Origin of the sequence: Pseudomonas oryzihabitans, assembly GCF_001518815.1 — a bacterium.
In the GTDB taxonomy this organism is placed as follows: Bacteria; Pseudomonadota; Gammaproteobacteria; order Pseudomonadales; family Pseudomonadaceae; genus Chryseomonas; species Chryseomonas oryzihabitans_E.
This window is the reverse complement of the sequence record NZ_CP013987.1, coordinates 1,516,835-1,541,447: the sequence shown is the minus strand read 5'-3', so window position 1 is coordinate 1,541,447 and position 24,613 is coordinate 1,516,835. Positions and strand designations below refer to the sequence as shown.

The 24,613-nt window shown below is 64.4% G+C and carries 24 protein-coding genes; 14 read left to right on the top strand and 10 right to left on the bottom strand.

The window, feature by feature from the left end; translation table 11 throughout:
* Positions 1–294 precede the first annotated feature (294 nt).
* From APT59_RS06895 to APT59_RS06885, 3 genes are read right to left on the bottom strand one after another with little or no spacing between them, the layout of a single operon-like run.
* Positions 295–2,298 (bottom strand): CHASE2 domain-containing protein, encoded by a 2,004-nt coding sequence (locus tag APT59_RS06895; protein WP_059314181.1) that lies wholly within the window; start codon positions 2,296–2,298, stop codon positions 295–297.
* A 10-nt stretch (positions 2,299–2,308) separates the two neighbouring features.
* The gene (locus APT59_RS06890; RefSeq protein WP_059314180.1) at positions 2,309–2,938 is read right to left on the bottom strand and encodes an OmpA family protein; all 630 of its coding nucleotides are present in this window, start codon (positions 2,936–2,938) and stop codon (positions 2,309–2,311) included.
* The gene (locus APT59_RS06885) at positions 2,935–3,384 is read right to left on the bottom strand and encodes a FecR family protein (RefSeq protein WP_237140576.1); all 450 of its coding nucleotides are present in this window, start codon (positions 3,382–3,384) and stop codon (positions 2,935–2,937) included. Before APT59_RS06885 ends, APT59_RS06890 begins: the two co-directional genes overlap by 4 nt.
* Before the next feature lie 254 nt (positions 3,385–3,638).
* Here APT59_RS06885 and APT59_RS06880 point away from each other — a divergent pair, with 254 nt between their 5' ends.
* Positions 3,639–4,205 carry a fructose-2,6-bisphosphatase gene (locus APT59_RS06880; protein ID WP_059314179.1) on the top strand — a complete coding sequence of 189 codons (567 nt, stop codon included), beginning with the start codon at positions 3,639–3,641 and terminating at the stop codon, positions 4,203–4,205.
* A gap of 53 nt (positions 4,206–4,258) precedes the next feature.
* Here APT59_RS06880 and APT59_RS06875 read toward each other — a convergent pair whose 3' ends face one another.
* Positions 4,259–5,068 carry an inositol monophosphatase family protein gene (locus APT59_RS06875; protein WP_059314178.1) on the bottom strand — a complete coding sequence of 270 codons (810 nt, stop codon included), beginning with the start codon at positions 5,066–5,068 and terminating at the stop codon, positions 4,259–4,261.
* Positions 5,069–5,379: 311 nt separating this feature from the next.
* Between APT59_RS06875 and APT59_RS06870 the strand changes: the two genes are divergently transcribed.
* From APT59_RS06870 to xylB, 9 genes are all read left to right on the top strand, one after another.
* Positions 5,380–5,820: a hypothetical protein gene (locus APT59_RS06870; protein ID WP_059314177.1), complete on the top strand. Its 441-nt coding sequence runs from the start codon at positions 5,380–5,382 to the stop codon at positions 5,818–5,820.
* Between the two features lie 152 nt (positions 5,821–5,972).
* Positions 5,973–6,218: a hypothetical protein gene (locus APT59_RS06865; protein ID WP_059314176.1), complete on the top strand. Its 246-nt coding sequence runs from the start codon at positions 5,973–5,975 to the stop codon at positions 6,216–6,218.
* Positions 6,219–6,360: 142 nt separating this feature from the next.
* A complete protein-coding gene (locus APT59_RS06860) occupies positions 6,361–6,675 on the top strand; it encodes a hypothetical protein (RefSeq protein WP_059314175.1) in 315 nt (104 codons plus the stop codon).
* Positions 6,676–6,945: 270 nt separating this feature from the next.
* Positions 6,946–8,217 carry an ABC transporter substrate-binding protein gene (locus APT59_RS06855; RefSeq protein WP_420480509.1) on the top strand — a complete coding sequence of 424 codons (1,272 nt, stop codon included), beginning with the start codon at positions 6,946–6,948 and terminating at the stop codon, positions 8,215–8,217.
* 122 nt (positions 8,218–8,339) lie between these two features.
* Complete coding sequence (locus APT59_RS06850) at positions 8,340–9,272, top strand: carbohydrate ABC transporter permease (RefSeq protein WP_059314173.1); 933 nt, start codon at positions 8,340–8,342, stop codon at positions 9,270–9,272.
* A 10-nt stretch (positions 9,273–9,282) separates the two neighbouring features.
* The gene (locus tag APT59_RS06845) at positions 9,283–10,116 is read left to right on the top strand and encodes a carbohydrate ABC transporter permease (protein WP_059314172.1); all 834 of its coding nucleotides are present in this window, start codon (positions 9,283–9,285) and stop codon (positions 10,114–10,116) included.
* A gap of 157 nt (positions 10,117–10,273) precedes the next feature.
* A complete protein-coding gene (locus APT59_RS06840) occupies positions 10,274–11,371 on the top strand; it encodes an ABC transporter ATP-binding protein (protein ID WP_059314171.1) in 1,098 nt (365 codons plus the stop codon).
* Positions 11,372–11,438: 67 nt separating this feature from the next.
* Positions 11,439–12,914, top strand: coding sequence for a mannitol dehydrogenase family protein (locus tag APT59_RS06835; RefSeq protein WP_059314170.1), 1,476 nt, complete (start codon positions 11,439–11,441; stop codon positions 12,912–12,914).
* Between the two features lie 22 nt (positions 12,915–12,936).
* Positions 12,937–14,433, top strand: a complete 1,497-nt coding sequence (xylB, locus tag APT59_RS06830; RefSeq protein ID WP_059314169.1) for a xylulokinase — start codon at positions 12,937–12,939, stop codon at positions 14,431–14,433.
* Between the two features lie 145 nt (positions 14,434–14,578).
* On the opposite strand, the gene ybaK is transcribed toward xylB, so the two are convergent.
* Both ybaK and APT59_RS06820 read right to left on the bottom strand, forming a co-directional pair.
* A complete protein-coding gene (gene ybaK / locus APT59_RS06825) occupies positions 14,579–15,049 on the bottom strand; it encodes a Cys-tRNA(Pro) deacylase (RefSeq protein WP_059314168.1) in 471 nt (156 codons plus the stop codon).
* Positions 15,046–16,110, bottom strand: a complete 1,065-nt coding sequence (locus APT59_RS06820; protein WP_059314167.1) for a diguanylate cyclase — start codon at positions 16,108–16,110, stop codon at positions 15,046–15,048. Before APT59_RS06820 ends, ybaK begins: the two co-directional genes overlap by 4 nt.
* Before the next feature lie 223 nt (positions 16,111–16,333).
* Here APT59_RS06820 and APT59_RS06815 point away from each other — a divergent pair, with 223 nt between their 5' ends.
* The gene (locus APT59_RS06815; RefSeq protein WP_017638924.1) at positions 16,334–16,771 is read left to right on the top strand and encodes an HPF/RaiA family ribosome-associated protein; all 438 of its coding nucleotides are present in this window, start codon (positions 16,334–16,336) and stop codon (positions 16,769–16,771) included.
* Between the two features lie 82 nt (positions 16,772–16,853).
* Complete coding sequence (locus APT59_RS06810) at positions 16,854–17,912, top strand: oxidoreductase (protein ID WP_059314166.1); 1,059 nt, start codon at positions 16,854–16,856, stop codon at positions 17,910–17,912.
* On the opposite strand, the gene APT59_RS06805 is transcribed toward APT59_RS06810, so the two are convergent.
* Both APT59_RS06805 and rlmKL read right to left on the bottom strand, forming a co-directional pair.
* Positions 17,906–18,940, bottom strand: coding sequence for an acyltransferase family protein (locus APT59_RS06805; protein WP_059314165.1), 1,035 nt, complete (start codon positions 18,938–18,940; stop codon positions 17,906–17,908). The genes APT59_RS06810 and APT59_RS06805 overlap by 7 nt on opposite strands.
* Before the next feature lie 167 nt (positions 18,941–19,107).
* Positions 19,108–21,279, bottom strand: a complete 2,172-nt coding sequence (rlmKL, locus tag APT59_RS06800) for a bifunctional 23S rRNA (guanine(2069)-N(7))-methyltransferase RlmK/23S rRNA (guanine(2445)-N(2))-methyltransferase RlmL (protein ID WP_059314164.1) — start codon at positions 21,277–21,279, stop codon at positions 19,108–19,110.
* 318 nt (positions 21,280–21,597) lie between these two features.
* Between rlmKL and rmf the strand changes: the two genes are divergently transcribed.
* Positions 21,598–21,813, top strand: a complete 216-nt coding sequence (gene rmf / locus APT59_RS06795; RefSeq protein WP_007159291.1) for a ribosome modulation factor — start codon at positions 21,598–21,600, stop codon at positions 21,811–21,813.
* Positions 21,814–21,933: 120 nt separating this feature from the next.
* On the opposite strand, the gene APT59_RS06790 is transcribed toward rmf, so the two are convergent.
* Positions 21,934–22,953 (bottom strand): quinone-dependent dihydroorotate dehydrogenase, encoded by a 1,020-nt coding sequence (locus APT59_RS06790; RefSeq protein WP_059314163.1) that lies wholly within the window; start codon positions 22,951–22,953, stop codon positions 21,934–21,936.
* A 185-nt stretch (positions 22,954–23,138) separates the two neighbouring features.
* Here APT59_RS06790 and APT59_RS06785 point away from each other — a divergent pair, with 185 nt between their 5' ends.
* Positions 23,139–24,014 (top strand): hypothetical protein, encoded by an 876-nt coding sequence (locus APT59_RS06785; RefSeq protein WP_059314162.1) that lies wholly within the window; start codon positions 23,139–23,141, stop codon positions 24,012–24,014.
* Positions 24,015–24,020: 6 nt separating this feature from the next.
* On the opposite strand, the gene APT59_RS06780 is transcribed toward APT59_RS06785, so the two are convergent.
* Positions 24,021–24,590 (bottom strand): biliverdin-producing heme oxygenase, encoded by a 570-nt coding sequence (locus APT59_RS06780; RefSeq protein ID WP_174523130.1) that lies wholly within the window; start codon positions 24,588–24,590, stop codon positions 24,021–24,023.
* Between the last annotated feature and the right edge of the window lie 23 nt (positions 24,591–24,613).

Here is a 24,613-nt window from a genome sequence, read left to right as displayed (position 1 = left end):
GCATCTGTAAATGCAAATTAATATCATAAGCGAACGCGAATCCATGCCGTTCATGGAGCAACCGCTCAAGCACAGCCCTTTCGAGCCCCTGGCCTTCCATCGCCTGCCGATAAGAAATTTCAAGAGAATGTTTCGTCAGGTGTAACAGGTGCCCAATGTCAGCAGAGCCCGGTATCCGGAAGGATCGCGTTGCTCCAGATTGGAGGACGCGACAGGGCGGGTAGGGCTATCACGGTGCAGTTGGATCCCACCATCCATTCCGGACTGACATGGGCCATGCCTCCTTGTCGCGCCCTATCCCCAGACCAGGCGCTTTGAACCTCCGGCGCCTTCATCGTGAAAGCGCTGGGCGATGGCCAGGATCTGCGGTTCGATGGCCAGAAAGGCATCCAGCACTTCGGGATCGAAGGTGGTGCCACGCATCTCACGCATCATCCGCAGCGACTCTTCATGGCTGAAGGGCTCCTTGTAGCAGCGGCGGCTGATCAGGGCGTCGTAGATATCCGCTACCGCCATGATCCGCCCCGCCAAGGGGATGGTGGTGCCGGCCAGCCCATTGGGATAACCACTGCCATCCCATTTCTCATGATGGGTGCTGGCGATCTCGGCGGCCAAGGCGAGGAAGTTGTCCTCCTCCAGGTGGCTCGCAGTGTTGAGGATGATCTGGCGCCCGAATTCGGCATGCCGCTGCATCACCTGCATTTCTTCCGGCGTCAAACGACCGGGCTTGAGCAGGATGGCGTCCGGCACGCCGACCTTGCCGATGTCGTGCAGGGGTGCGGACAGGAACAGCAGCTGGATGTAATCCGGTGTGAGCAGCTCTGGTGCCTGACCGGTGCGCCGCATGTGCTCGGCGATGGCGCGGACATAGTGCTGGGTACGCTTGATATGGGCCCCGGTTTCAGGATCCCGGGTCTCGGCCACCGCCGCCATGGACTCGATGGTGATCTGACGCGAACGTTCCAGTTGCCGCCGCCAACGCTCCTCATGACGCCGTGCCAGGATGCTGCGGGTCACCAGCGCCAGGCCTGACAGCACCAGCACCAGCAGCAAGGGCGCCGCCAAGGGCACGAAGATGCTAAGACGCATGAACAACCAGGCACTGAGCAGTTGCGGAACCACGATCAAGGCCACCGCCAGCAGCAGGAACAGGCGCTGACTGCGGTTGAAGAAAAAGCCTACGGACAACAGCAGGCCGCTCGCCAGACACAACAGCAACTGCAGTACACCGGCGAATTGCGGAACCCGCACCAGGGCCTCGTCCAGCAGATCCTGGGCCAGGGCCGCCTGCAGCCTTACGCCGGAAAAGATCTTGCCCAGCGCCGTGGTATGCAGGTCATTGAAACCCGCAGCCGTGACGCCGACGAACACCACCTTGCCCTTGAGCGCGGCGGGCGCCACCGCCCCTTGCAGCACGGCCAGTGCCGAGACCTCCGGATAGTGCTGGGCACCGGCATGTAGACGCAACAGCGCCCGACCCTCGCGGTCGAGCGGCAGCCGGTGATCGCCCAGGCGCAGCGTCGGGCCGGCGAGTCCGTCTTCGATCACCCCCTGGGTAAGCCCCAGGGCGCGCATGCTGGCCGCGAGCGCCAGACTGGGATGCACGATGCCTTGATGACTCAGCAACAGGGGCACCCGCCGCAGGATACCGTCGCTGTCCCGCTGGCTATTGATGAAGCCGCTGAAGCGCGTCTGGTCAGCGATGGGAGCGACGCTGCTCAGGGCCCCACTCGCCTCGGGTAGCCTGAGTGCGTCCAGCGCGCCCGTGAAGCCGACACCCGGGCGCAAGCCGCTCAGGTGGGGCGTCGGCAGGCCGAGAAAGAAGAAGCGCGCACCGACGGCGCCCGTCTGGCCCATGACATAGCCGAGATAGCCGTCGTTGTCCTGCAATTCCGGCGGAACCCCGGAGAAATTCAGTTCCACGCCGAAGTCGTTCTCGAAGCTCCGCTGCAGCGCCTTGAGCGATGTCCGATCCGGCTCGCTGAACAGCACATCGACGGCGATGGCGGCCGGCTGCGCCTCGGCGATGCGGGAGAGCAACTCCGCTACCCGGTAGCGTGGCCAGGGCCACTGCCCCAGCGCGGCGAGGCTGGCCTCATCGATGCTGACTACCTGGACGGCCTTGGCGTCTTCCTCGTCGGCCGAAAACCGGCTGAGCTGATCGTAGAGGATACGATCGAGGTACTGCAGCGGCGCCAGTTGCAGCAAGGCGCCCAGACCGAAGGCCAGCGATAGTCCCAGGCTGACCAGGAACATCCAGGGCGCTCGACGCCGCAGCGCGGTAGTGACAGCTTTCATGCGCCAGACTCTAGAGAATCAGGATTTCGGCGCGTCGGTTGCGCGGTTCGGATTTGCCGGCGCGCGCCGGTACCAGGGGAACCGTGTCGCCAAAGAACTCGACATTGACGCGCAGCTTGGGATCGAGCCGTTGCAGCAGACCGGCGACCTTACGCGCACGCTGGGCCGAGAGATCGAGGTTGTAGGACGGCGCACCCGAACCATCCGCATGGCCGAATACCGAGATTTCGGTCGGCAGGCGTTCGCGCGCAGTCTCCAGCACCTGAGGCAGGAGCGCCTTGGATTGGGGAGTGAGCTCCATGCTGTCGGAAAGGAAGTTGAGCACGAAGGTCTTGGGTGGCGAAGGCTGGGCCGCCAGGATCTGCTGATTCTGCTGCGTGAAGGTCGGCTGATCCACTGGCTGGGAAGCCGTAGGCGCTTGACCGGGCCGGGCCACGGTGACCTCGGCAAAGCCCTGGTCGATGGCCTGCCGGCCGGCAGAACTGGTGACCGAAACGGCGCCGACATGGCCGTCCTCATCGGGCATCAGTACCACACGGGTCTGGGGTGGACTGGCGCAACCAGCCAGGAACAACAGGGCGCACAGCAGCAGGCTCGAAAGCGCGCGACCGGAGGTCAGGCAAGCGCGGCCGCCCCTCATTGCGCCTGCACCAGAAAACGGGTGCCCCGCACGCCGATGGTGGCGGACGGCGTTTCGATCTTCACCGAGCCAGGCGAGACCTTGCCGATCTTGCCGGACGAGTAGATCGCCGAGCCCTTGTTCAAATAGACCGAAAAGCCGTAGCGGCTGCTCTTGGGTTCGAACAGATAGTCACGCAACTGCACGTCCGCACCGCTGCCCAGGGTCAGCAGGGTACCGTCGAGAAAGACGATGGCTGCGGTGGACTCCGGACCCGTCTGCAGCCGATCGGCCACCTGCAGCGTGGTACCGGCCTGGGCCTCCAGAATGGTCGCCTGGCGCAGTACCTTGACGCTGCCCGCGACACTCTTGATCAGGGCCACATGGCTGTCATCGGCCGCGGCCCAAGGAGATCCCAGCAGCTGCAAGCCAAGCAGGCCCAGGGCAAATATTATTTTTTTCATCATTTCCCGGTCCGTGGATGAGTTGACCTAGTGTGGTAGCTGGGTACGATCAGAGGCTGGCGAGCCAGTTCAAATCGCCAGGCACGCAGTGGAGTGCAATCTAGAGTCGTGAACTCAATCACCTTCTACCAGATAAACAAGCCAGGCGGCACCGCAAGCAGAGCAAGTGGCACTTGGCTATCACTCATCGCTCAGGGTGTAGCGGGACGAACGACCACGGCAGCGGTCTAGTGACCATCGTTTCCAGGTCATCCTTCATGCACATCATTCTGGTCCGTCACGGCAAACCCGATCTTTCCAGCAAGGCCCACTGCACACCGCGAGACATGAAGGACTGGGTGGCGCGCTACCAAAAGGCGCCGGTACCCGCAGGCCAGGAACCCGAGGAGACGCGGCGGCTGGCGCAAGCGGCGGGCTACGTGGTCAGCAGCCCTTCGAGCCGCTGCGTACGCTCCCTTGAATACCTGATGGGGCGAACCGGAAGCCCGGTCGACGATGTCTACGCCGAAGCTCATCTGCCGTATCTGGAAGTGGATACGCCGCGGCTCCCGGTCAAGGCCTGGCGCCTGCTGTTCAGGTCGGCCTGGTTCCTAGGCTTCGCCGCCCACACCGAATCCATCCGCCGCTCGTCAGTACGGGCCGCCCAGGCGGCCGACCGCCTGATCGACCTGGCCGAACGCCACGGCTCAGTACTGCTGCTGGGGCACGGCATCATGAACGTGCTGATCGCCTGGCAATTGCGCAAGCGCGGCTGGCGCGGCCCCCTGCATCTGCTGCTCAAGGACTACTGGAAGCCAAGCCTCTATCGCAAGGGAGACCGCTGACACCGGGTGACCCGCGCCATGGCTGCGCGCGAATGGGAAACACACGGCCTCGCTCAGCCATCCAGCGACGGGCCCACCAGCGCGGCGAGCTGGTCATAGACGCCGGGCGCGGCCACCAGCAGCGGATTGCCATTGACCAGACCGTCGTTGCGCAGAAAGGCGTTGTGACGGCCGCCGGCTTCCTGGATCAGTACCAGGCCCGCCAGGCAGTCCCAGCCATGGATCAGGGTTTCGTAGTAGCCAATCAGGCGACCGGCCGCGACATAGGCGGTCATCAGCGCGCCGGACCCATTGCGAAAGAACTGCCCGCCTTCGGCCAGCAACCCGGTCACGAAGGGCAGGAAATGCTCCTTGCCGCGTCTGTGCGTCGTACCCAGGCCGGTCAGCCCCTGACGCACCGCCGTAGCCGAGTGGACGCGCAACGGCTGGCCGTTGACGAAGGCACCATGGCCGCGCAGGCCATGAAAGAGTTCGTCGTGGTTCGGGTCCATGATGGCACCGAGCAGCGGTTCACCCTGGTGCATCAGGCCGATGGACACACACCAGTTGTGCAGCCCATTGAGAAAGGGTGCGGTGCCGTCGATGGGGTCGATGACCCAGAGGTAGGCCGCGGCCAGATCGGTGGCGCCGCCCTCTTCACCCAGCAGGCCATCCTCCGGGAAACGCTCGCTCAGCCGCTGGCGGATGAGGTCCTCCAGCGTTTTGTCGGCAATGCTGACCACATCCTGCAGGTCATCGCCCTTGTGATCCACCTGCAGCGCATCACGCTGGCGATAGAACTCGAGCCCGACCTGGGCCGCTTCCCGGGCGATGTCCTGAACGGCGCGGTAGCGTTCGGCGATGGCGGGATCGATGCTGGTCATGGGATTTTCCTGTGGCAAGGTAAGGGCGTCAGGGTGCCAGCTCGGGCAGCGGAAAAGAATACTATCGAGCCTTCCGCACACCGTCTCGCGCCAGGATGACCGGTTCCAGGCGCGATGACGCCGCCTCAATATCAGCAGGCCAGCGGACAGTGCCAAAGGTAGGACTAGTAGCCATGGTCACTGGCATGTCATCTCGCTGTTGCAGGCTGTCGGGTAATGGCAATCGATACGGCGAAATGTGCAAGCGGACCGCACCAAATCCGCTGGCCGCCGTCAGAACATTCAAGCGCTCGATGTACCGGGAGGACGCCATGACCGCACACACTTCGCCATTCCACGGCAATGGTCAGCTGCAACAGTTGCGGCGACTGATCCCCAGGCAACATTTCGAAGGTCTGGAGCGACATCTGGAACTGTTGTCGACCGAATTCCCGCTGTTCGATCACCCGCCCCTGGTCATCCACTGCACGCTCGCCGAGACCCTGGAAAACCTCGGTATCCGGGCGTTCCAGTGGCAAGGTATCTGCGACATGCCCCAGCGCATGGCGCTGGGTAGTGCGCTGATGGGCGAAGGTTTCATGGCTCAATCCAGTACGCCCGAATACACCCTCTATCTCAACGCCCGGGGCGAAAAGGTCCTGTTGCGTCAGGAAACGTCGGCTGGCCGGACGCTGGTCAGTCTGGTGTCGGATTGTCCGCCGCTATTCAGCTACCTGGCCGCCAAACACAGTGAAGCGGTACCAGTGACCTGAAGCGATCTCCCGCGCGCCGCCAGTGACGTGAACCACTGGCGACTCCGATGGCGAACGTGATCACAGTTGCGCATTAACGTCTAACTAATGGGGAACCAAATCGGCGTTGGAATGGTAGATTCGCGCTTCGGATCTACCAGGAGACCCAAGGAATGGGACGTCGTATTCTGGCCAGCTTCATCGCTACCTTTGCCGCCCTCAATGCTGGGGCTGCCTCCCTCCCCGCCATGCCGCCGCTCAAGCTGGCAGATCTCACTCTCGAAAGCTCGTCCGTCCCAGCCACTGCCCTGCCTGCTGGTACCCAGGCGCGGACGCGAGATAGCCGGCAACCTGCCGACAGCGCACGTTGGTTGAACGAACGCCAGCCGCTGGTCCGAGAGCAACGCTGGGTGTTCTAGGCCATTCGATTGAGCCCGACGGACGGTTTCTATTTCGTATGCTTTTTATTCCCAGCAAGGGAATGAATAGCCGTTTTCCAGGTCCGTCTGGTTCTACGGGCAACTCATTCGTCTGCCCTTTTGACCTGCATGCGGAGCCGTCATGAAACGCCTGTCCTTTCTCTTGTTCGCCGCGCTGACGGCATGCAGTTCTGCGCCCGTCTCTCCGCCGCCAGATCCGTCGCTATTCGGTGGTCACACCCAGGACCAGCTCAAGCAAAGCTTCGGCTCGCCGCAACGGGTCGCCCAGCTGGATCACCTGGTGGTCTACGAGTACCGCAACCTGCGCGCGCCAGGTAGTACGACCCCTGTCTACTCCTTTCTCCTCGAAAACGAGCGGGTGATCGAATCCACCCCGGGAACCCTGCAGCTCTATCGCGAGGACGGCATCACCAAGGTGCGAGCGGAAAGCCTCTAGCTAGACCATGCAAGCCTGGAACGGAGTAAAGAACCGCCTCGAATCGATATGCAAAAAAGTACAGCTTTTGGTGTCTTCCAGCATTTGTTTCCCGGGCGGCAACGGGCTGTAATCCATCCGTGGCTTCCGCTGCAAGGGCCGTCATAGCGGGCTGCGTGGTGGGTTACAACAACAAGAACAGCGTCTGCTGCAGTGGCACAGAACGCGGAGTGCAAGATGAAAACAACACCAAAAGCGCTTTTATTGTCCGCTGTCACCCTCTCTGCGGGCATGGCGTTCTCGCTATCTCTTCAAGCCGCCGAGACGGTCACCATCGCCACCGTCAACAACAGCGACATGATCCGCATGCAGCGGCTGTCGAAGACCTTCGAAAAACAGCATCCCGACATCAAGCTCAACTGGGTCGTCCTCGAAGAAAACGTCCTGCGTCAGCGCCTGACCACCGATATCGCCACCCAGGGTGGTCAATTCGATGTGCTCACCATCGGCATGTACGAAACCGGTCTCTGGGGCGCCCAGAACTGGTTGGAGCCGATGAAGGATCTGCCCGCCAACTACGACCTGGAAGACCTCTTCCCGTCGGTTCGCGAAGGCCTGTCGGTCAAGGGCACCCTCTATGCCCTACCCTTCTACGCCGAAAGCTCCATCACCTATTACCGCAAGGATCTGTTCCAGCAGGCCGGCCTTACCATGCCTGAGCAGCCGACCTGGACCCAGATCGCCGAATTCGCCGGCAAGCTGAACAAGCCGGACAAGGACCAGTATGGCCTCTGCCTGAGAGGCAAGGCTGGCTGGGGTGAGAACATGGCCCTGATCACCACCATGGCCAACGCCTTTGGCGCTCGCTGGTTCGATGAAAAGTGGCAGCCGGAATTCACCGGTCCGGAGTGGACCGCGGCCGCCAACTACTATGTCGATAACATGAAGAAGTACGGCCCGCCCGGGGCGTCCAGTAACGGCTTCAACGAAAACCTGGCGCTGTTCAACAGCGGCAAGTGCGCCATCTGGGTCGATGCCAGCGTCGCCGGCTCCTTCACCATGGACAAGAGCCAGAGCAAGGTAGCGGACAGCGTCGGCTTCGCCGCCTCGCCGCGCGAGGTCACCGACAAGGGTTCGTCCTGGCTGTACGCCTGGTCGCTGGGTATCCCGGCCACCTCCAAGCACAAGGACGCGGCCAAGACCTTCGTGACCTGGGCCACCTCCAAGGATTACGGCAAGCTGGTCGCGGACAAGGACGGTATCGCCAACGTGCCACCGGGTACCCGCAAGTCCACCTACAGCGAGGCCTACCTGGCAGCGGCGCCTTTCGCCAAGGTCTCCCTGGACATGCTGCAGCACGCCGACCCGGCCCATCCCTCGGCCAAGCCGGTGCCCTATGTCGGCATCCAGTACGTGACCATTCCCGAGTTCCAGGCCATCGGCACCTCGGTCGGCAAGCTGTTCGCTGCAGCCCTGACTGGGCAGATGCCGGTGCAGCAGGCCCTGCAGGCGGCCCAGCAGTCCACTGCCCGGGAAATGAAGCGCGCCGGTTATCCCAAGTAGCGCTGGATACCGGGGTCCGCACTCAGCGGACCTCGGCCTAGCGGCTTTTCCTGCCTGATCCGTCGCTGGCGTCGCGAGACGCCAGGGATTCGTCACGGCCTCCTGCCTTGCGGAGCATCGCCATGCAGACCTCCACGCTCAAGACGCCCGCCGTCGATACCCCCGCCGCTCCAGCACGTCGTCAACGCCGCCGTGCCGGTCCCGGCTGGTTCCTGATCAGTCCTTCGGTGGCCCTGCTGCTGGTGTGGATGCTGGTGCCCCTGGGCATGACCATCTGGTTCTCGCTGATCCGCTACAACCTGCTCTATCCGGGCGAGCACGCCTTCGTCGGACTGGAGAACTTCGAATACTTCGTCACCGATGCCGGCTTCTGGCCCGGCATGACCAACACCCTGCTGCTGGTGGGCAGCGTGCTGCTGATCAGCGTGGTCTTCGGCGTGCTGATCTCGGCGCTGCTGGAGGCCAGCGAGTTCTTCGGACGCGGCATCGTCCGGGTCCTGCTGATCTCGCCCTTCTTCATCATGCCCACGGTCAGCGCCCTGATCTGGAAGAACCTGATCTTCCATCCGGTCTCCGGCATTCTCGCGGCGATCTGGAAGCTGTTCGGGGCTACCCCGGTGGACTGGCTGGCCACTCACCCGCTGCTGTCGATCATCCTGATCGTCTCCTGGCAGTGGCTGCCCTTCGCCATTCTCATCCTGATGACCGCCATGCAGTCGCTGGACCAGGAACAGAAGGAAGCGGCCCGCCTCGACGGTGCCGGTCCGGTCGCCATCTTCTGGCACCTGACCCTGCCGCACCTGGCCCGGCCGATCGCCGTGGTGGTGATGATCGAGACCATCTTCCTGCTGTCGGTGTTCGCCGAGATCTACACCACCACCAGCGGCGGCCCGGGCTTCGCCTCCACCAACCTGGCCTACCTGATCTACAACCAGGCCCTGCTGCAGTTCGACGTTGGCCTGGCTTCCGCCGGCGGCCTGATCGCCGTGCTCATCGCCAACATCGCCGCCATCATCCTGGTGCGGATGCTTGGCAAGAACCTGACCCAACAGTGAGGACCCCGACATGCTGACGCTCAAGCAATCCCGGCGCCTGCAGAGCCTGCTGCTGGGCCTGCTCGCCTGGCTGGTGGCACTGGTGCTGTTCTTCCCGATCTTCTGGATGGTGCTGACCAGCTTCAAGACCGAGATCGACGCCTTCGCCACGCCGCCGCAGTTCTTCTTCATGCCCACGCTGGAGAACTACCTGACCATCCAGGCACGCAGCGACTACTTCCACTTCGCGCTGAATTCGGTGGTGATCTCCTTTGGCGCCACCCTGCTGAGTCTGTTGCTGGCGCTGCCGGCGGCCTATTCCATGGCTTTCCACGAGACCAAGAACACCCAGCGCCTGCTCCTGTGGATGCTCTCTACCAAGATGCTGCCGGCGGTCGGGGTACTGGTACCCATCTACCTGTTGGCCAAGCAGTTCGAGCTGCTCGACAGCCGGCTGTTGCTGATCGCCATCTACACCCTGATCAACCTGCCGATCGTGGTCTGGATGGTCTATACCTACTTCAAGGACATCCCCAAGGACATCCTCGAGGCGGCACGCCTGGATGGCGCCACCACCTACCAGGAAATCGTCCGGGTGCTGCTGCCGATCAGCAAGGGCGGCATCGCCTCCACCATGCTGCTGTCGCTGATCCTGTGCTGGAACGAGGCCTTCTGGTCGCTCAACCTGACCTCGTCCAACGCCGCGCCGCTGACCGCTCTGATCGCCTCCTACTCCAGTCCCCAGGGGCTGTTCTGGGCCAAGCTGTCAGCCGTCTCGACGCTGGCCTGCGCCCCCATCCTGATCTTCGGCTGGATCAGCCAGAAACAACTGGTGCGCGGCCTGTCCTTCGGCGCCGTGAAATGAGCCGTCGCTGCGCTACTGCGCTTGCCGATCCGGCGTCGGAAGCTCGCTCGAAATGCTCATTTACCCGCGTAAACTGCGCTTTCTCGCGACCTTCCTCCTTGTCTCGCCTTCGCTCGCGACGCGCAGCGACGGCTCAAATAACAAGAGGATTTCTGTCATGGCCAATCTGAAAATCCGCAGCCTGCGCAAGGGCTTCGACTCGCTGGAAATCATCAAGGGTGTGGACCTGGACATCAACGACCGCGAATTCGTGGTCTTCGTCGGGCCCTCGGGTTGCGGCAAGTCCACCCTGCTGCGCCTCATCGCCGGGCTGGAAGAGGTCACCAGCGGCACCCTGGAGCTGGACGGGCGCGACATCACCGAGGTCTCCCCGGCCAAGCGCGACCTGGCGATGGTGTTCCAGACCTATGCCCTCTATCCACACATGAGCGTACGCAAGAATCTCTCCTTCGCCCTGGACCTGGCCAAGGTCGACAAGCAGGAAGTGGAGCGCAAGGTCAGCGACGCGGCGCGCATCCTCGAACTGACGCCCCTGCTGGAGCGCAAGCCGCGCCAGCTCTCCGGCGGTCAGCGCCAGCGGGTGGCCATTGGCCGCGCCATCGTCCGCCAGCCGAAGATCTTCCTGTTCGACGAGCCGCTGTCCAACCTGGACGCCGCCTTGCGCGTGCAGATGCGCCTGGAACTGGCACGGCTGCATCAGGAGCTGCAGGCCACCATGATCTACGTGACCCATGACCAGGTGGAGGCCATGACCCTCGCCACCAAGGTGGTGGTACTCAATGGCGGGCGGGTCGAGCAGGTCGGTTCGCCGCTGGAGCTCTATCACCATCCGGCCAATCTCTTCGTCGCCGGCTTTCTCGGCACGCCGAAGATGGCCTTTCTCAAGGGCCAGGTGGTGGCCACCGATGCCCAGGGCGTCGAGGTGGCGCTGGCTGCGGGACCGCGCATGCGACTGCCACGCCAGGGCGCCGGGCTCGCGGTCGGCAGTCCGGTGACCCTGGGCATTCGTCCGGAACACCTGCGGCTGGCCGCCGACGGCCAGCTGCCGGTGATCACCGACGTGGCCGAGCGACTGGGCAGCGACACCTATTGCCACATGGTCACCGAGGCCGAAGAGCCACTGACCGTGCGGGTACCCGGCGACTGCGCCGTGGCCTATGGCGAACGGCAGCGCCTGGCGCTGGACGTCGAGTTCTGCCACCTCTTCGACGAACAGGGCCGCGCCGTGGCGCCACTGCTGCGCAAAGCCGCCTGACCCCTCTCCCCTTTCCTGCCCCGGCGCCCCGCACGCGCCCGGGGCACCGCCTTGCAGGATCGCCATCGTGAAACTCAATCGCCAGCACCTCGAACAGCTTCCCGACTACATCGCCAAGCCCGGCTACGCCGCCTGCCAGCTGCGTCAGGGTATCGTCCACATCGGCGTCGGCGGCTTCCACCGCGCGCACCAGGCCATCTACACCGAGGCCCTGCTCAATCAGGGCCGTGACCTGGACTGGAGCATCTGCGGCGTCGGCCTGCGCGCCGAAGACCGCGCCATGCGTGATGCCCTGGCCGGCCAGGACTATCTCTACACCCAGGTGGTGCTGGCCGACGAGCCGGACACCGAGGTCCGCGTCGTCGGCGCCATCAGCGGCATGCTGCTGGCCGAGGAAGGGACCCAGACCCTGATCGACAAGCTGGCCCATCCCAGTACCCGCATCGTCTCCCTCACCATTACCGAGGGCGGCTACTGCATGGATGACAGCACCGGCGAATTCAACTTCAAGCTGCCGCTGATCCAGCACGACCTGCAGCATCCCGGTGATCCGCGCAGCGTCTTCGGCTTCCTGCTGGCGGCCCTGGCCAAGCGCCGCGCCGAGGGCACCGGCCCCTTCACCGTCATGTCCTGCGACAACCTTCCGCACAACGGCCAGGTCACCCGCAAGGCCCTGCTGGCCTATGCCGCGCTGGTGGACGAAGAGCTGCACGGCTGGATCGCCGAGCAGGTCAGCTTCCCCAATGCCATGGTCGATCGCATCACCCCCATGACCAGTGCCGCCCATCGCGAGGCCCTGCTGGCCGAGCACGGCGTCGAGGACGCCTGGCCGGTGGTCTGTGAGCCCTTCCTGCAGTGGGTGCTGGAAGACAGCTTCGTCGCCGGTCGTCCGGCCTGGGAGGACGTCGGCGTGCAGTTCACCGACGACGTGACCCCCTACGAGGAGATGAAGATCAAGCTGCTCAACGGCAGCCACCTCGCCCTCACCTACCTGGGCTTCCTCAAGGGCTATCGCTTCGTCCACGAGACCATGGCCGATCCGCTGTTCGTACGCTACATCCGCGCCTACATGGACGAGGACGTGACGCCCCAGCTGGCGCCGGTACCCGGCATCGACCTGGACCAGTACAAGGACACCCTGATCGAGCGCTTCTCCAACCGCGCCATCGCCGACCAGCTGGAGCGGGTATGCTCCGATGGTTCCTCGAAGTTTCCCAAGTTCACCGTGCCGACCATCAATCGCCTGATCGAAGACGACCAGGCCATGGATCGCGCGGCGTTGGTCGTAGCTGCCTGGGCGGTCTATCTGCGCGGCGTGGACGAGACCGGCGCGACCTATCGCATCCCCGATCCACGGGCCAACTACTGCGAGGAGCTGGTGCAGGATCAGAAGAATCTCACCGAACGCCTGCTGGGCGCCGAGGAAATCTTCGGCAAGCACATCCCGAAATCCGCCGCCTTCGTTGCCGCCTTCGAGCGACAGCTGTACAACTTGCGGACCCATGGGGTCAGCGCCACCCTGCAGACCCTGCTCGGCGACTAATAACGACAAGGAGCGGCCAGGCATGAAGTTTCTCGGGATCGACTGCGGCACCCAGGGCACCAAGGCGGTGATCCTGGATGTCGAGCGCGGAGTAGTACTGGGCGAAGGCAGTGCGCCTCACCCCTTGACCGAAGGCGCCAATGGCCGCCGCGAACAGAATCCGGCGGACTGGATCCGGGCACTGGTGGCCGCCACCCGCGCGGCCCTGGCTCAAGCCGGGAGCGATGGCCAGGACATTCTTGGCGTCGGTGTGTCCGGCCAGCAGCATGGTCTGGTGCTGCTCGACGACAGCGGCAAGGTGCTGCGTCCGGCCAAACTCTGGTGCGACACCGAGTCCACCCCGGAAAACGAGCGGCTGCTGGAACACCTCGGCGGCGTGGAAGGGTCCATCGAGCGCCTGGGCCTGGCCATCGCGCCGGGCTATACCGTCTCCAAGCTGCTCTGGACCAAGGAACAGCACCCGGAGGTGTTCGACCAGATCGCCCGGGTGCTGCTGCCCCACGATTACCTGAACTTCTGGCTGACCGGTCGCGCCGTGGCGGAATACGGCGATGCCTCGGGCACCGGCTATTTCAACGTACGAACGCGCCAATACGACTTTGAACTGCTGCGCCATATCGACCCCAGCGGTCGTCTGGAACGTGCCCTGCCGGAGCTGATCGAGGCCGACCAGCCGGTCGGTCGCCTACGGCCGGAGGTCGCCAGCCAGCTGGGCATCAATCCCCAGGCGCTAGTCTCCAGCGGCGGCGGCGACAACATGATGGGCGCGCTGGGCACCGGCAACAGCCGTGCCGGCCAGATCACCCTGAGCCTGGGTACCTCGGGTACCCTCTATGGCTACTCCGACGAACCGCGTATCAGCGATCATCCGGCGGTGGCGGGCTTCTGCTCGTCCAACGGCGGCTGGCTGCCGCTGATCTGCACCATGAACCTGACCAATGCCAGCGGCCAGATCCGCGAACTGCTCGGCCTGGATCTGGCCGAATTCACCCGCCTGGTCGCGGAGTCGCCCATCGGGGCCGAGGGGGTGCTGATGCTGCCCTTCCTCAATGGCGAACGGGTACCGGCGCTACCGACGGCGACCGCCAGCCTGCACGGCCTCACCGCCACCAACCTGACCCGCGCCAACCTGTGCCGGGCGGTGGTCGAGGGGGTCAGCTTCGCCCTGAGATATGGCTTCGATCTGCTGCGCGACCTGGGCATGCCTGGTGACACCCTGAGACTCATCGGCGGGGGTGCCAAGAGCCCGGTGTGGCGGCAACTGATCGCCGATCTGATGAACACCCCGGTGGTCTGCCCGGTCCACGGCGAAGCCGCCGCCCTGGGCGGCGCCCTGCAGGCCGCCTGGTGCTGGAGTCGGGAACAGGGCCGTCCGGAGTCGCTGGACAGCCTTACCGAGCGCTGCGTGCACCTGGACCCGGCCAGCCGCGCCGAACCGGATTCCGCCCGGGTCGCCGAGTACGAAGCGGCTTACCAGCGCTATCGGCAGCAGTTGCGTGACAGCTACGGGGTAGCCTAGCGAACGAAGGGGTGAGAAACGCCAGGCGATTTTTCACCCCATCGAGACTCAGGGCGTAGGTTGGGCTGAGCACAGCGAAGCCCAACAAAACACAGCTGGCCCTTTACATCGTTGGGCTTCGCTGCGCTCAGCATCAACCTACGTCTCAGGCCTTGCCGATCGGTACGAAAGGCGCGTCCAGCAATTGGGCGAGGTCCGCCGGTGCCAGGGCCACTTCCAACCCGCGGCGCCCCGCACTGACATGAATGTTGGCCAATTCCGCCGCGGACTCGTCGATGAAGGTACGCAGCCGCTTCTTTTGCCCCAGCGGGCTGATCCCGCCCACCAGATAGCCGGTGCTGCGCTGGGCCTGATCAGGCTTGGCCATCTCCAGCTTCTTCACCCCCGCGGCCTGGGCCAGGGCCTTGAGGTCCAGGGTACCGGCGACCGGCACGATGGCCACCAGCAGCTCGTGCTTTTCGCTCACGGCCAACAGGGTCTTGAATACCGTTGCCGCCGCCAGGCCGAGCTTTTCGACGGCTTCCAGACCATAGGACGCGGCCTTGGGGTCATGGTGGTAGCTCAGCACCTCGTGAGGCACCTGGCTTTTCTTGAGCAGTTCTATCGCCGGGGTCATGCCAGCACTCCTTGGGGGTCGGCCACCTCCGCCCGTCCGCGACCCTGGGCCTTGGCCCGGTAGAGGGCGAAGTCGGCCGCCTGCAGCCAGTGGGCCACGTCATCGTAGGCCCGGTCGAAGCCGGCGATGCCGCAGCTCATGCCGACGCGTACGTGCTGGCGCTCGCCGGGGCTACCCGCCTGCATTTCCTGCAAACGCTCCTGCAGGCGGCGAATCAGATCCAAGGCTCGCTCGGGCGAGGTATCGGGCAACAGGATACCGAATTCATCGCCGCCGAAACGACCGGCGAGATCACTGGTGCGGATGGTCCGCGCCAGCAGACTGGAAAACTGACGGAGCACCTCGTCGCCCGCCTGATGGCCAAAGCGGTCGTTGACCAGCTTGAAGTTGTCCAGGTCGATCATCACCAGGCTGGCATCAGCGCCACTGCGCTTGCAGCGGGCGAATTCACGCTGCAGCAGCTGATCCCAATGGGTTCGGTTGTGCAGGCCGGTCATGCCGTCCTGCTTGCTGATCAGCTCCAGCTCCTGCTTGCGTCGCGACAGCTGCTGCGCCAGGCGAAAGCTCACCAGCCCCAGGGCCCAGGGATAGGCAATGATCATCGGCAGACAGGCATAGATCTGCGCCGTCGAGGTCTGGATGGCGACCGGGTGGCGCAGCACGACCAGGCCGATGAGGATGCCGGCCAACTGCGCGAGCAGGCCGCGGCGCCAGAACACCAGGCCACCGGCGCCCAGCATGTTGAGGCTGGTCATGGCGAGCAGGGTCACGCTGGGCAGGAGGTTGAAGCCCATGCTCGCCACCCAGAAGCCCGCCGAGCCACAATCCAGCAACAGGTTGCTCAACTCGGCGCGATAGGGATCCCGGGCGCGGACGGCGCGCAGATAGGCCAGCGGCGACCACAGCAGCGCATTGGCCAGCAGCAGGATCCACAGGCCGACGGATACCGGCTGGGTGATCTGGACCGAGACGATGCAGCTCAGGCTGAGCAACAGGCCAACCGCTCGGGGCAGCCAAAGCCGCCGGGCGAAACTGTGGCCACGCGTGAGCGCATCTGGCATTGGCGATCCCCACTGCGACGGACGATGAAAGGTCGCGCATTATCAGTGGATGAGGGCAAAACGCCAGCGACCCGCGACCTGAACGTCGTTTACCGATAGCTACGACGCGCCTAGACACTGCCAGAAGGAAACATCGGGTGACACGAGCACCAGACGAACAGCCTTGAACCTCGGCCTGACCGGCCTCATCCAATGGTCAGGCCCGTCAAAAAGAGGAAGCCGCATGCAAGTTCAAGTCAACAGTGACCACAACATCGAAGGCAGCGCCGGTTTGCAGAATTGGGTGACGTCCGTGGTGGAAGACCGCCTGGATCGTTTCGACGAACTCCTGACCCGCGTCGAGGTGCACCTCAACGACGAAAACGCCGGCAAGTCCGGTGCCCAGGACAAGCGCTGCCAAATGGAAGCGCGCATCAAGGGCCATCAACCCCTCTCGGTCACCCACAAGGCCGAGTCCCTCGACCTGGCAGTGGATGGCGCAGCGGACAAGTTGCTGCGAGCCATCACCCACCTGTCTGGCAAATTGGAGAAGAAGCGCCTTTCCGGCGGCGAACTCAATGACCCCCTTGCCCTGGAGGATTCCGAAGAGTTCAAGGATTCCTTGCGGCAGGACGAATTCCTTGAACGGGAGCAACTGGCTCACGATCACGAGTTGAAGTAAGGCAACCTCTGGCTTCAGCATACAACCGGGGCCGCTCATCGAGCGGCCCCGGTCTTTTTCAGCCCGGCAAAAAGGATGCTCCATGCCTTCTCCGCTTCGCGTCGCCCTGATCGGCTATGGTTTCGTCGGTCAGACCTTCCACGGCCCACTGCTGCGTTCGATCCCAGGCCTTGCGCTGGAACTGGTGGCCTCGCGGGATGCCGAGCGTGTGCACGCGGACCTGCCCGAAGTCCGGGTGACGGCGGATTACCTGGCCGCCGTGCAGGATCCTGCCATCGACCTGGTGGTCATCGCCTCCCCCAACCAGACCCATGCGCCCCTCGCCAGCGCTGCTCTGGCTGCAGGCAAGCACGTGGTGGTCGACAAGCCCTTTACCGTCACCCTCGCCGAAGCGCGGCAGCTGTCCCAGGAAGCCGACCAGGCCGGGCGGTTGCTGTCGGTGTTCCAGAATCGGCGCTGGGACAGTGATTTCCTCGGATTGCAGGAGGTACTCGCCAGTGGAGCTCTGGGTGAGTTGACCAGCCTGGAGTCCCGGATCGAACGCTTTCGTCCCGAGGTGCGAAACCGCTGGCGAGAGGCGGATCTGCCCGGCAGTGGCCTCTGGTTCGACCTGGGCCCCCACCTCCTGGATCAGGCACTCTGCCTGTTCGGTCTGCCGCGGCGCCTGCAGGCGAATCTGGTGCGGCAACGACCCGGCGCCCTTACCGATGACTGGTTCCAGGTGCAACTGGACTACGGCGCCCGCCAGGTGACCCTGAGAGCCGGCATGCTGGCCGCCGGTGGCGTACCCCGTTTCCTTGCCCAGGGCACTGGCGGCAGCTGGATCAAGGCAGGCGCGGATCGCCAGGAAGATGCCCTCAAGGCAGGCGTTCGTCCGGGTGGACCCGAGTGGGGGCAGGATCCCGATCCAGGTTGGCTGATCGGCGCCGACGGCGCGCGCCGGGCGCTGCCTACGCCTGCCGGCGATCATCGGCGCTATTACCTGGCGCTGGTCGAGGCCCTTGCCGGGCGTGCGGCCAATCCCGTATCACCCGCCCAGGCCTGCGCCCTCATGGCCTTGCTGGAGACCGCGCAACGCTCCGCGGCGGAAGGCCGGGCCCTGGAACCCGAACTGACCGCACCCGAACGCACCGCCTACTGACTGGCCACCCATTGCGGACGCCGTCCCGCCAGGCGCTCACCCAGCTGGCGCAGGGTGCGGGACAGGCGACGCTCGATCCACTCATAGCTGGCCCAGGCCAGCAGCAGGATCACCGGCAGGCAGACCGCCAGGGTCTGGTAGGGGTTGAAGCCCCACTGCTGGTGCAGCCAGTAGTCGCCCAGCCAGAGCACGATGACGTGTACCAGGTAGACCGAATAGGACCAATCCCCCAGCGCCTTGCACAGGCGTGAACCGGCAAACCAGGGCTCCAGGATCACGCAGGCGCCAACCAGCACCGCGCTGGGCACGCCCCAGGTGAGCAGGCGCCAGGGGTGGTCGGCCGGGAAGCTCACCAGGCAGGTGAGAGCCGCCAGTGCAGCCAGCAGCGCCAGTGGCTTGGGCCCTTGCAAGGCACCGCGCCGATAGAGCGCGGCCAGGCCCACGCCGAGCAGGAATTCGAAGATGATCGGATTGCGATAGAAGCTGCTGACGAAAGACTCACGGGCCAGCACCAGGCTGACCAGGATCACCAGCAGGCTGACCACGCCGATGCGCCAGCGCTCGGCCACGCCAAAGGACAGCGCGAAGAGCAGATAGAACAGCATCTCGAAGTTGAGCGTCCAGCCTACCGGCAGGATCGGATAGTGGCCGAAACCGGCCGGATTCTCGCTTGGGATGAAGAACAGCGAGAGCAGCAGTTCACGCGCAGCGACCCCGTAGATCGGCATGACGTCGCTGGCCAGGTAGAGGATCAGCGCGGTCACCGCGGTGTACAGCCAGTAGGCCGGGACGATGCGGGCGATGCGATGCCAGAGGAAGGTGCTTCGCCTGAGCGGTCGTCCTGCGGTGGACAGGTAGATCACGAAGCCGCTGAGCACGAAGAAGATGTCGACTCCGACCTGCCCACGCGTGGAAAGCAGGTGACCGCCAAGACTGTCGGCGTGGAAATCGAAGAACACCTGCATGAAGTGATGAAAGACCACCAGCCAGGCAGCCAGGGCCCTGAGAGCCTGCAATGAAACCAGCATTGTAAAACCTGTCCCTCCTCGTCCCGCCAGGCACGACCCAGCGCCGCGCCGTCATTGTGGACGGCATGGGCTGGCCGGGCGTTCCCGGGAGAAGGCTGGATTGCGCCGGATCACAGGCTGAACGGCTCGATGCCGGGTCCGTTCAGCGACAGTTCAGCCGCCGGGCGTCACTGCAGGGTCAGACGCCAGGCCCGATGGATCTTGGGATTGCGCGCGAAATCCGGATCCAGGGTGCTGGCGGTGATCTCCTCGACGCGATAGCGCTCGCTGAGGCTTTCGTCCAACTCGAACTTGCGGAAGTTGTTGGAGAAGTACAGCGCTCCATTGCGGCTCAGGTGGGCCATGGCCGAATCGATGAGGCCGACATGATCGCGCTGCACATCGAATACGCCTTCCAACCGCTTGGAGTTGGAGAAGGTGGGTGGGTCGACGAAGATCAGATCGTATTCACCGCGATCATTCTCCAGCCAGTGCAGCACATCGCCCTGCTCCAGGCGATGGCGCTCGGAGAAACCATTGAGCGCCAGGTTGCGCCGGGCCCAGTCCAGGTAGGTCCGCGAAAGGTCGACGCTGGTGGTGCTGCGCGCCCCGCCTACGGCAGCCTGCACGGTAGCGGCGCCGGTGTAGCAGAACAGGTTGAGGAATCTCTTGCCCTGGGCTTCCTGGCGCAGGCGCAACCGCAGCGGGCGGTGATCCAGGAACAGGCCGGTGTCCAGGTAGTCGGTGAGGTTGACCAGCAGCTTGGCGCCCGCCTCCTCCACCTGCAGGAATTCACCCTGGGCGGCCTGACGCTCGTACTGCTTGGTGCCACTCTGCCGCTCGCGCCGCTTGACCACCACCAGCGACGGATCGATGTTCAAGGCCTGGGGAATGGCTGCCAGGGCATCGAGCAGCCGCGCCTGGGCCTTTTCCGGATCGATGGAGCGTGGCGGCGCGTACTCCTGCACGTGCACCCGGTCACCATAGAGATCCACGGCCACCGCGTACTCGGGCATGTCGGCATCATAGAGCCGATAGCACTGCACGCCCTGATTGCGTGCCCATTTGCCGAGCTGCTTGAGGTTCTTCTGCAGGCGGTTGGCGAACATCTGCCCGCCTTCGCTCAGCTTGGGCGGCTCCGCCGCCTGGGCCGTGGCCGAACGCTCGCCGCTGCGGCTGCCGGTTACGAACTGACGAGTCTCGACCTCGAACATCAGCAGCTTGCAGGGCAAGGCGCCGTTCCAGAAGGCGTATTGCTTGTGACTGCGGATGCCCATGCGCTTGCCCAGTTCGGGCGCACCGGTGAAGACCCCCGCGCGCCAGCCGAGGCAGGCCTGCCGCAGGCGCTCGCCGAGATTCTGGTAGAGGTACAGCAGGCTGGCCTCATCGCCCAGGCGCTCGCCATAGGGCGGGTTGCAGATCACCAGACCGGTCTGGGCCTTGTCGGGACGCGGCTCGAAGCTGGCCACCTCGCCCTGATAGACCTTGATCCAGTCGGACAGGCCGGCCCGCTCGATATTGTTGCGCGCCGGCTGGATCAGCCGCGGATCGGCTTCGTAGCCACGGATCCACAGCGGCGTCTTGGCCAGGCCGGCGGCCGCACGTGCCTCGGCTTCCTGATGCAGCTGTTGCCACAGGGCGGGCACATGCCCCAGCCAGGCGGAAAAGCCCCAACGCTCGCGACGCAGGTTCGGCGCTATGTCCGCCGCCATCAGGCCGGCCTCGACCAGGAAGGTGCCCACCCCGCACATGGGGTCGGCGAGTGCTCCGCCAGCCGCCGCCAGAGCCGGCCAGCCGGCCCGGATGAGGACCGCGGCCGCCAGGTTCTCCTTGAGCGGCGCCGCCCCCTGCTGCAGGCGATAGCCACGCTGGTGCAGACTCTGGCCGGACAGATCCAGTGACAGGATGGCCTGGCCACGTTCCAGGTGCAGATGCACCCGCAGGTCTGGCGCGAGCTTGTCGATGGTAGGACGCTGCCCGGTGCGCTCACGCAGGCGATCGACGATGGCGTCCTTGACCTTGAGCGCGCCGAAATGGGTGTTGTCGATGCCGGCGCCCTGACCACTGAAGCCTACCGCCAGGGTGCCGGTGGGCGTCAGGTGCTCTTCCCACTCAACGCCATGCACGCCCAGGTACAGCGCCTGGGGATCTTCCACCGGGAAACGGGCCAGCACCAGCAATACCCGGTTGGCCAGGCGCGACCAGAGGCACAGGCGATAGGCATCCGCGAGGCTCGCCTCGCCGCGCACCGCCGCGGTCTGGCTGCGGGCTTCCTGCAGGCCGAGGCCCTGGGCCTCTTCCAGCAGCAGGGTCTCGAGACCCTTGGGACAGGTGAGGATGAGTTGTTGCATCGCGGACATCGTTGAATCCATTGGCTAGCGGAAGGAAGTTGCCTGCCTTTGGTCGGATTGACCAGCAGCACAACCCCCTCCGAATAAAGTTTGACTGCGTCTCAACAAGCCGCAGTGACGGCATTCCAGCGGCGGTTTATCGCCATTTCATTTCGATTAGGTTACGGCTTATAGCTAAAAGGTTATTCCCAGCCAGCGCACCTTTGGTTAGTAATTGACCACCCGCAGCGCGAAGGTGCGGGGCGGATGCCAGGACGCCGGCTCTGGCATCTAGGCCTGCAACGGGCCATGGACAATCTGCAAGTCAACCTACGAGGGCACTACCCTATGAGAAGACTCAAGCGTGATCCAATGGAACGAGCTTTCCAGCGTGGTTATCAGCACGGCATTGTGGGCAAATCGCGGGACCTCTGCCCCTTCACCCAGGACGCCGTTCGGCAGGCCTGGCTCAATGGCTGGCGTGAAGGCCGTAGCGACCAATGGGACGGCTACGTAGGCACCGCTGGTCTTCAACGCATGAATCAACTTCAAGCCGTAGGCTAATTCGATTTCACTAGCGAAAGCCGCGGGCTTCCACAGCGTTCTGGTTGTGTTCCAGTCAGATCCTCTTCCGGGATCGGGGACCAGAGGTCCCACGGGGGCTCCCAGCGAGCCCCCTTCCCCTCAGGGGCGCGCCGCGGCGATCGCATCCACCGCTTCACGGATCAGGGCCGGCCCGCGATAGATGAAGCCGCTGTACAGCTGTACGAGGCTGGCGCCCGCGGCGATCTTTTCCGCCGCATCTTCCCCCGACAGAATCCCGCCCGCCGCAATGATCGGCAAACGGCCACCCAGCTCGCCCGCCAGGACCCGTACCACATGGGTGCTCTTTTCTCGTACCGGCGCGCCTGACAGGCCACCGGCCTCGGCGGCATAGGGCAGATTCTCCACCCCTTCGCGCCCCAGGGTGGTGTTGGTGGCGATGATGGCATCCATCCCGGCATCACGAATCGCCTGGGCGGTGAGCACGATTTCCTCGTCGCTCAGGTCCGGGGCGATCTTTATCGCGATGGGCACCCGGCGGCCATGCACCACCGCGAGATCTTCCTGACGCTGTCGCAAGGCCTCCAGCAGACGCTTGAGCGCATCGCCGAATTGCAGGCTGCGCAAACCGGGGGTATTGGGCGAACTCACGTTCACCGTGACGTAACTGGCATGGGCATAGACTCGCTCCAGACCGATCAGGTAGTCATCCACCGCCCGCTCGACCGGGGTCACGGCGTTCTTGCCGATGTTGATCCCCAGCACACCCTTGAACCGCGCTGCCCTGACTCGCTCGATCAGCGCCTCCACACCCGCATTGTTGAAACCCATGCGATTGATGATGGCGTTGGCCTCTTCCAGACGGAACAGACGCGGCTTGGGATTGCCCGGCTGCGGGAGGGGCGTCACGGTACCGATCTCGAGAAAGCCGAAGCCCAGGCCGGCGAAGCCGTCGATGGCTGCGCCATTCTTGTCGAGTCCGGCGGCCAGGCCGACCGGATTGGGAAACTCCAGCCCCATGACCTGGACCGGCAGGCGGCCCGGTTGCCGGCCTAGACCGGTCAGGCCCAGACGCCCGGCAGCACCGATCAGATCCAGTGCCAGGTCGTGAGACCCCTCGGGAGACATCTTGAAAAGCAAAGGACGGAGCGCGTCGTACATGGCGGACTCACAGGTAATTCGGAAAGCGCGCATTATACAGGCTTGCCCGCTGCCATACGTCGCTGCCGCCCGCGGTCGACCGGTCGGTCGTACAAAAGATCCTACCTTTCGGGAATCATTCGGGGATGGCGCGGTCTTTGCCACGCTAGAATCGGCTGCGCAGTTCCTATCCGCCCGGAGACCTCATGAGCAACGGTGCCAACCTCCTGGGCAGTCCCTGGTCTTCACTGGCCCTCCATCTGCATCCCTCGCTGGCCAGTCGCCGCATCCAGCGCTGCCTGGAGCGTTTGGCCGATGCCTTCGTCCCCCTGCCCAGCCCCGCTGACAGTCTGTGGTGGGATGACGGTCATCCGCTGCATCTGCTTTTTGGCCTGCCCCGGGCGGCGCTGTCTGGTCCGACCCAGGAAATCAAGAGCAAGGCCCATACCCTCCTGAGTCAACTGGTGGTCGCCGATACCCTGCAGCTGACCGCTCTGGACCTGCGCAAGCTGGATGGTCTCTGTCACCGGCTCAGCGACCCGACCCTGGATTCGGTGGTGCAGCTCGAAGAGCTGGCCGCTCTTCCCGCCGCGCGTGATCAGGTGCGAATCATCGGTTATCGGGATTTTCAGGCCGCGCTCTATCGAACGCTACCCAATCTGTCCACTGAGCAGCCGTTGCGCCTGCGCCAGGCCAGTTGGCGAGGCGCCCGACTGTTCCTGGAAAACGATGCGACCACCACCCTGGCCTTCGCTAGTATCGTCGCCTATGCCCGCATTCGCGGCGTCGCCGTGGACGTTCCGGCGCAGATCCAGCGCCTGCGCCTGGACCTGCCGGCCATCGAGCGCTTGCAACAGGCGCTCGCCCTCTACGCCCTGCCCAACGCCGTCTGGAATCATCCGGATTTCATTCAGGTGCTGCTGGGCCTCAAGCTCGACTATGCCCGCCTGCCACTAACGGCACCGGGCCAGGACCTGGAGTGGCTGCTGCTGCCCCAAGAGGTCGCCAACGCGCGGGTACTCGCCGAGACCCTCGACCGCCTGGGCGCGGCCGAGGTGATCGGCTACCTGAAGGCGCTCTAGGCCGACTCAGCCAGCGGCGGTAGCGGGCGCGTGCCGCTGTCCTGCCGCCAGAAAGACCTCGAAGGCCAGTCGCTGCCCCGCCAACATCGCCGGATGCAGGGCCGCATCGCCACCTGCTGTATCCAATCGCTCCAAAAACGCCGGCCATGCCCCCTTGGGCGGTACATGCCCAAGATAGGCACGAGCATCACGCACCGCCGCATCGGGGCTCTCGCCCGCATGACGATCCAGCAGGCGAGACCCCAGACGCGAGCCCTCCAGGACATAGGCCACGCCCCAGCATTCACCTTCATCGAGCAGACGCTCGAGAACGACGGGCTCGGGTTGCACGGCTTCCAGACGCTGGAGGTCTTCGCCCAATACCGTCGCGCGCCGGCGTTCCGCCCAATCGGGCAACAGCCGCTGGATACCGGAGCGCTCCAGGAGCTCTTCGAGTCCGATCAGCGCCTGGGCATGGGCCTGCAGAAACGCGGTGTAGTGGGGCCGGGTCTGCAGCGCATAGCGGCCGAAGGTCGTATCGACCTGCTCGTGCAGGGCTCCGCCCTCGGCGCGCAACATTTCACGGATGGTGGACACGCAAATACCTCGTCTGGACGGCT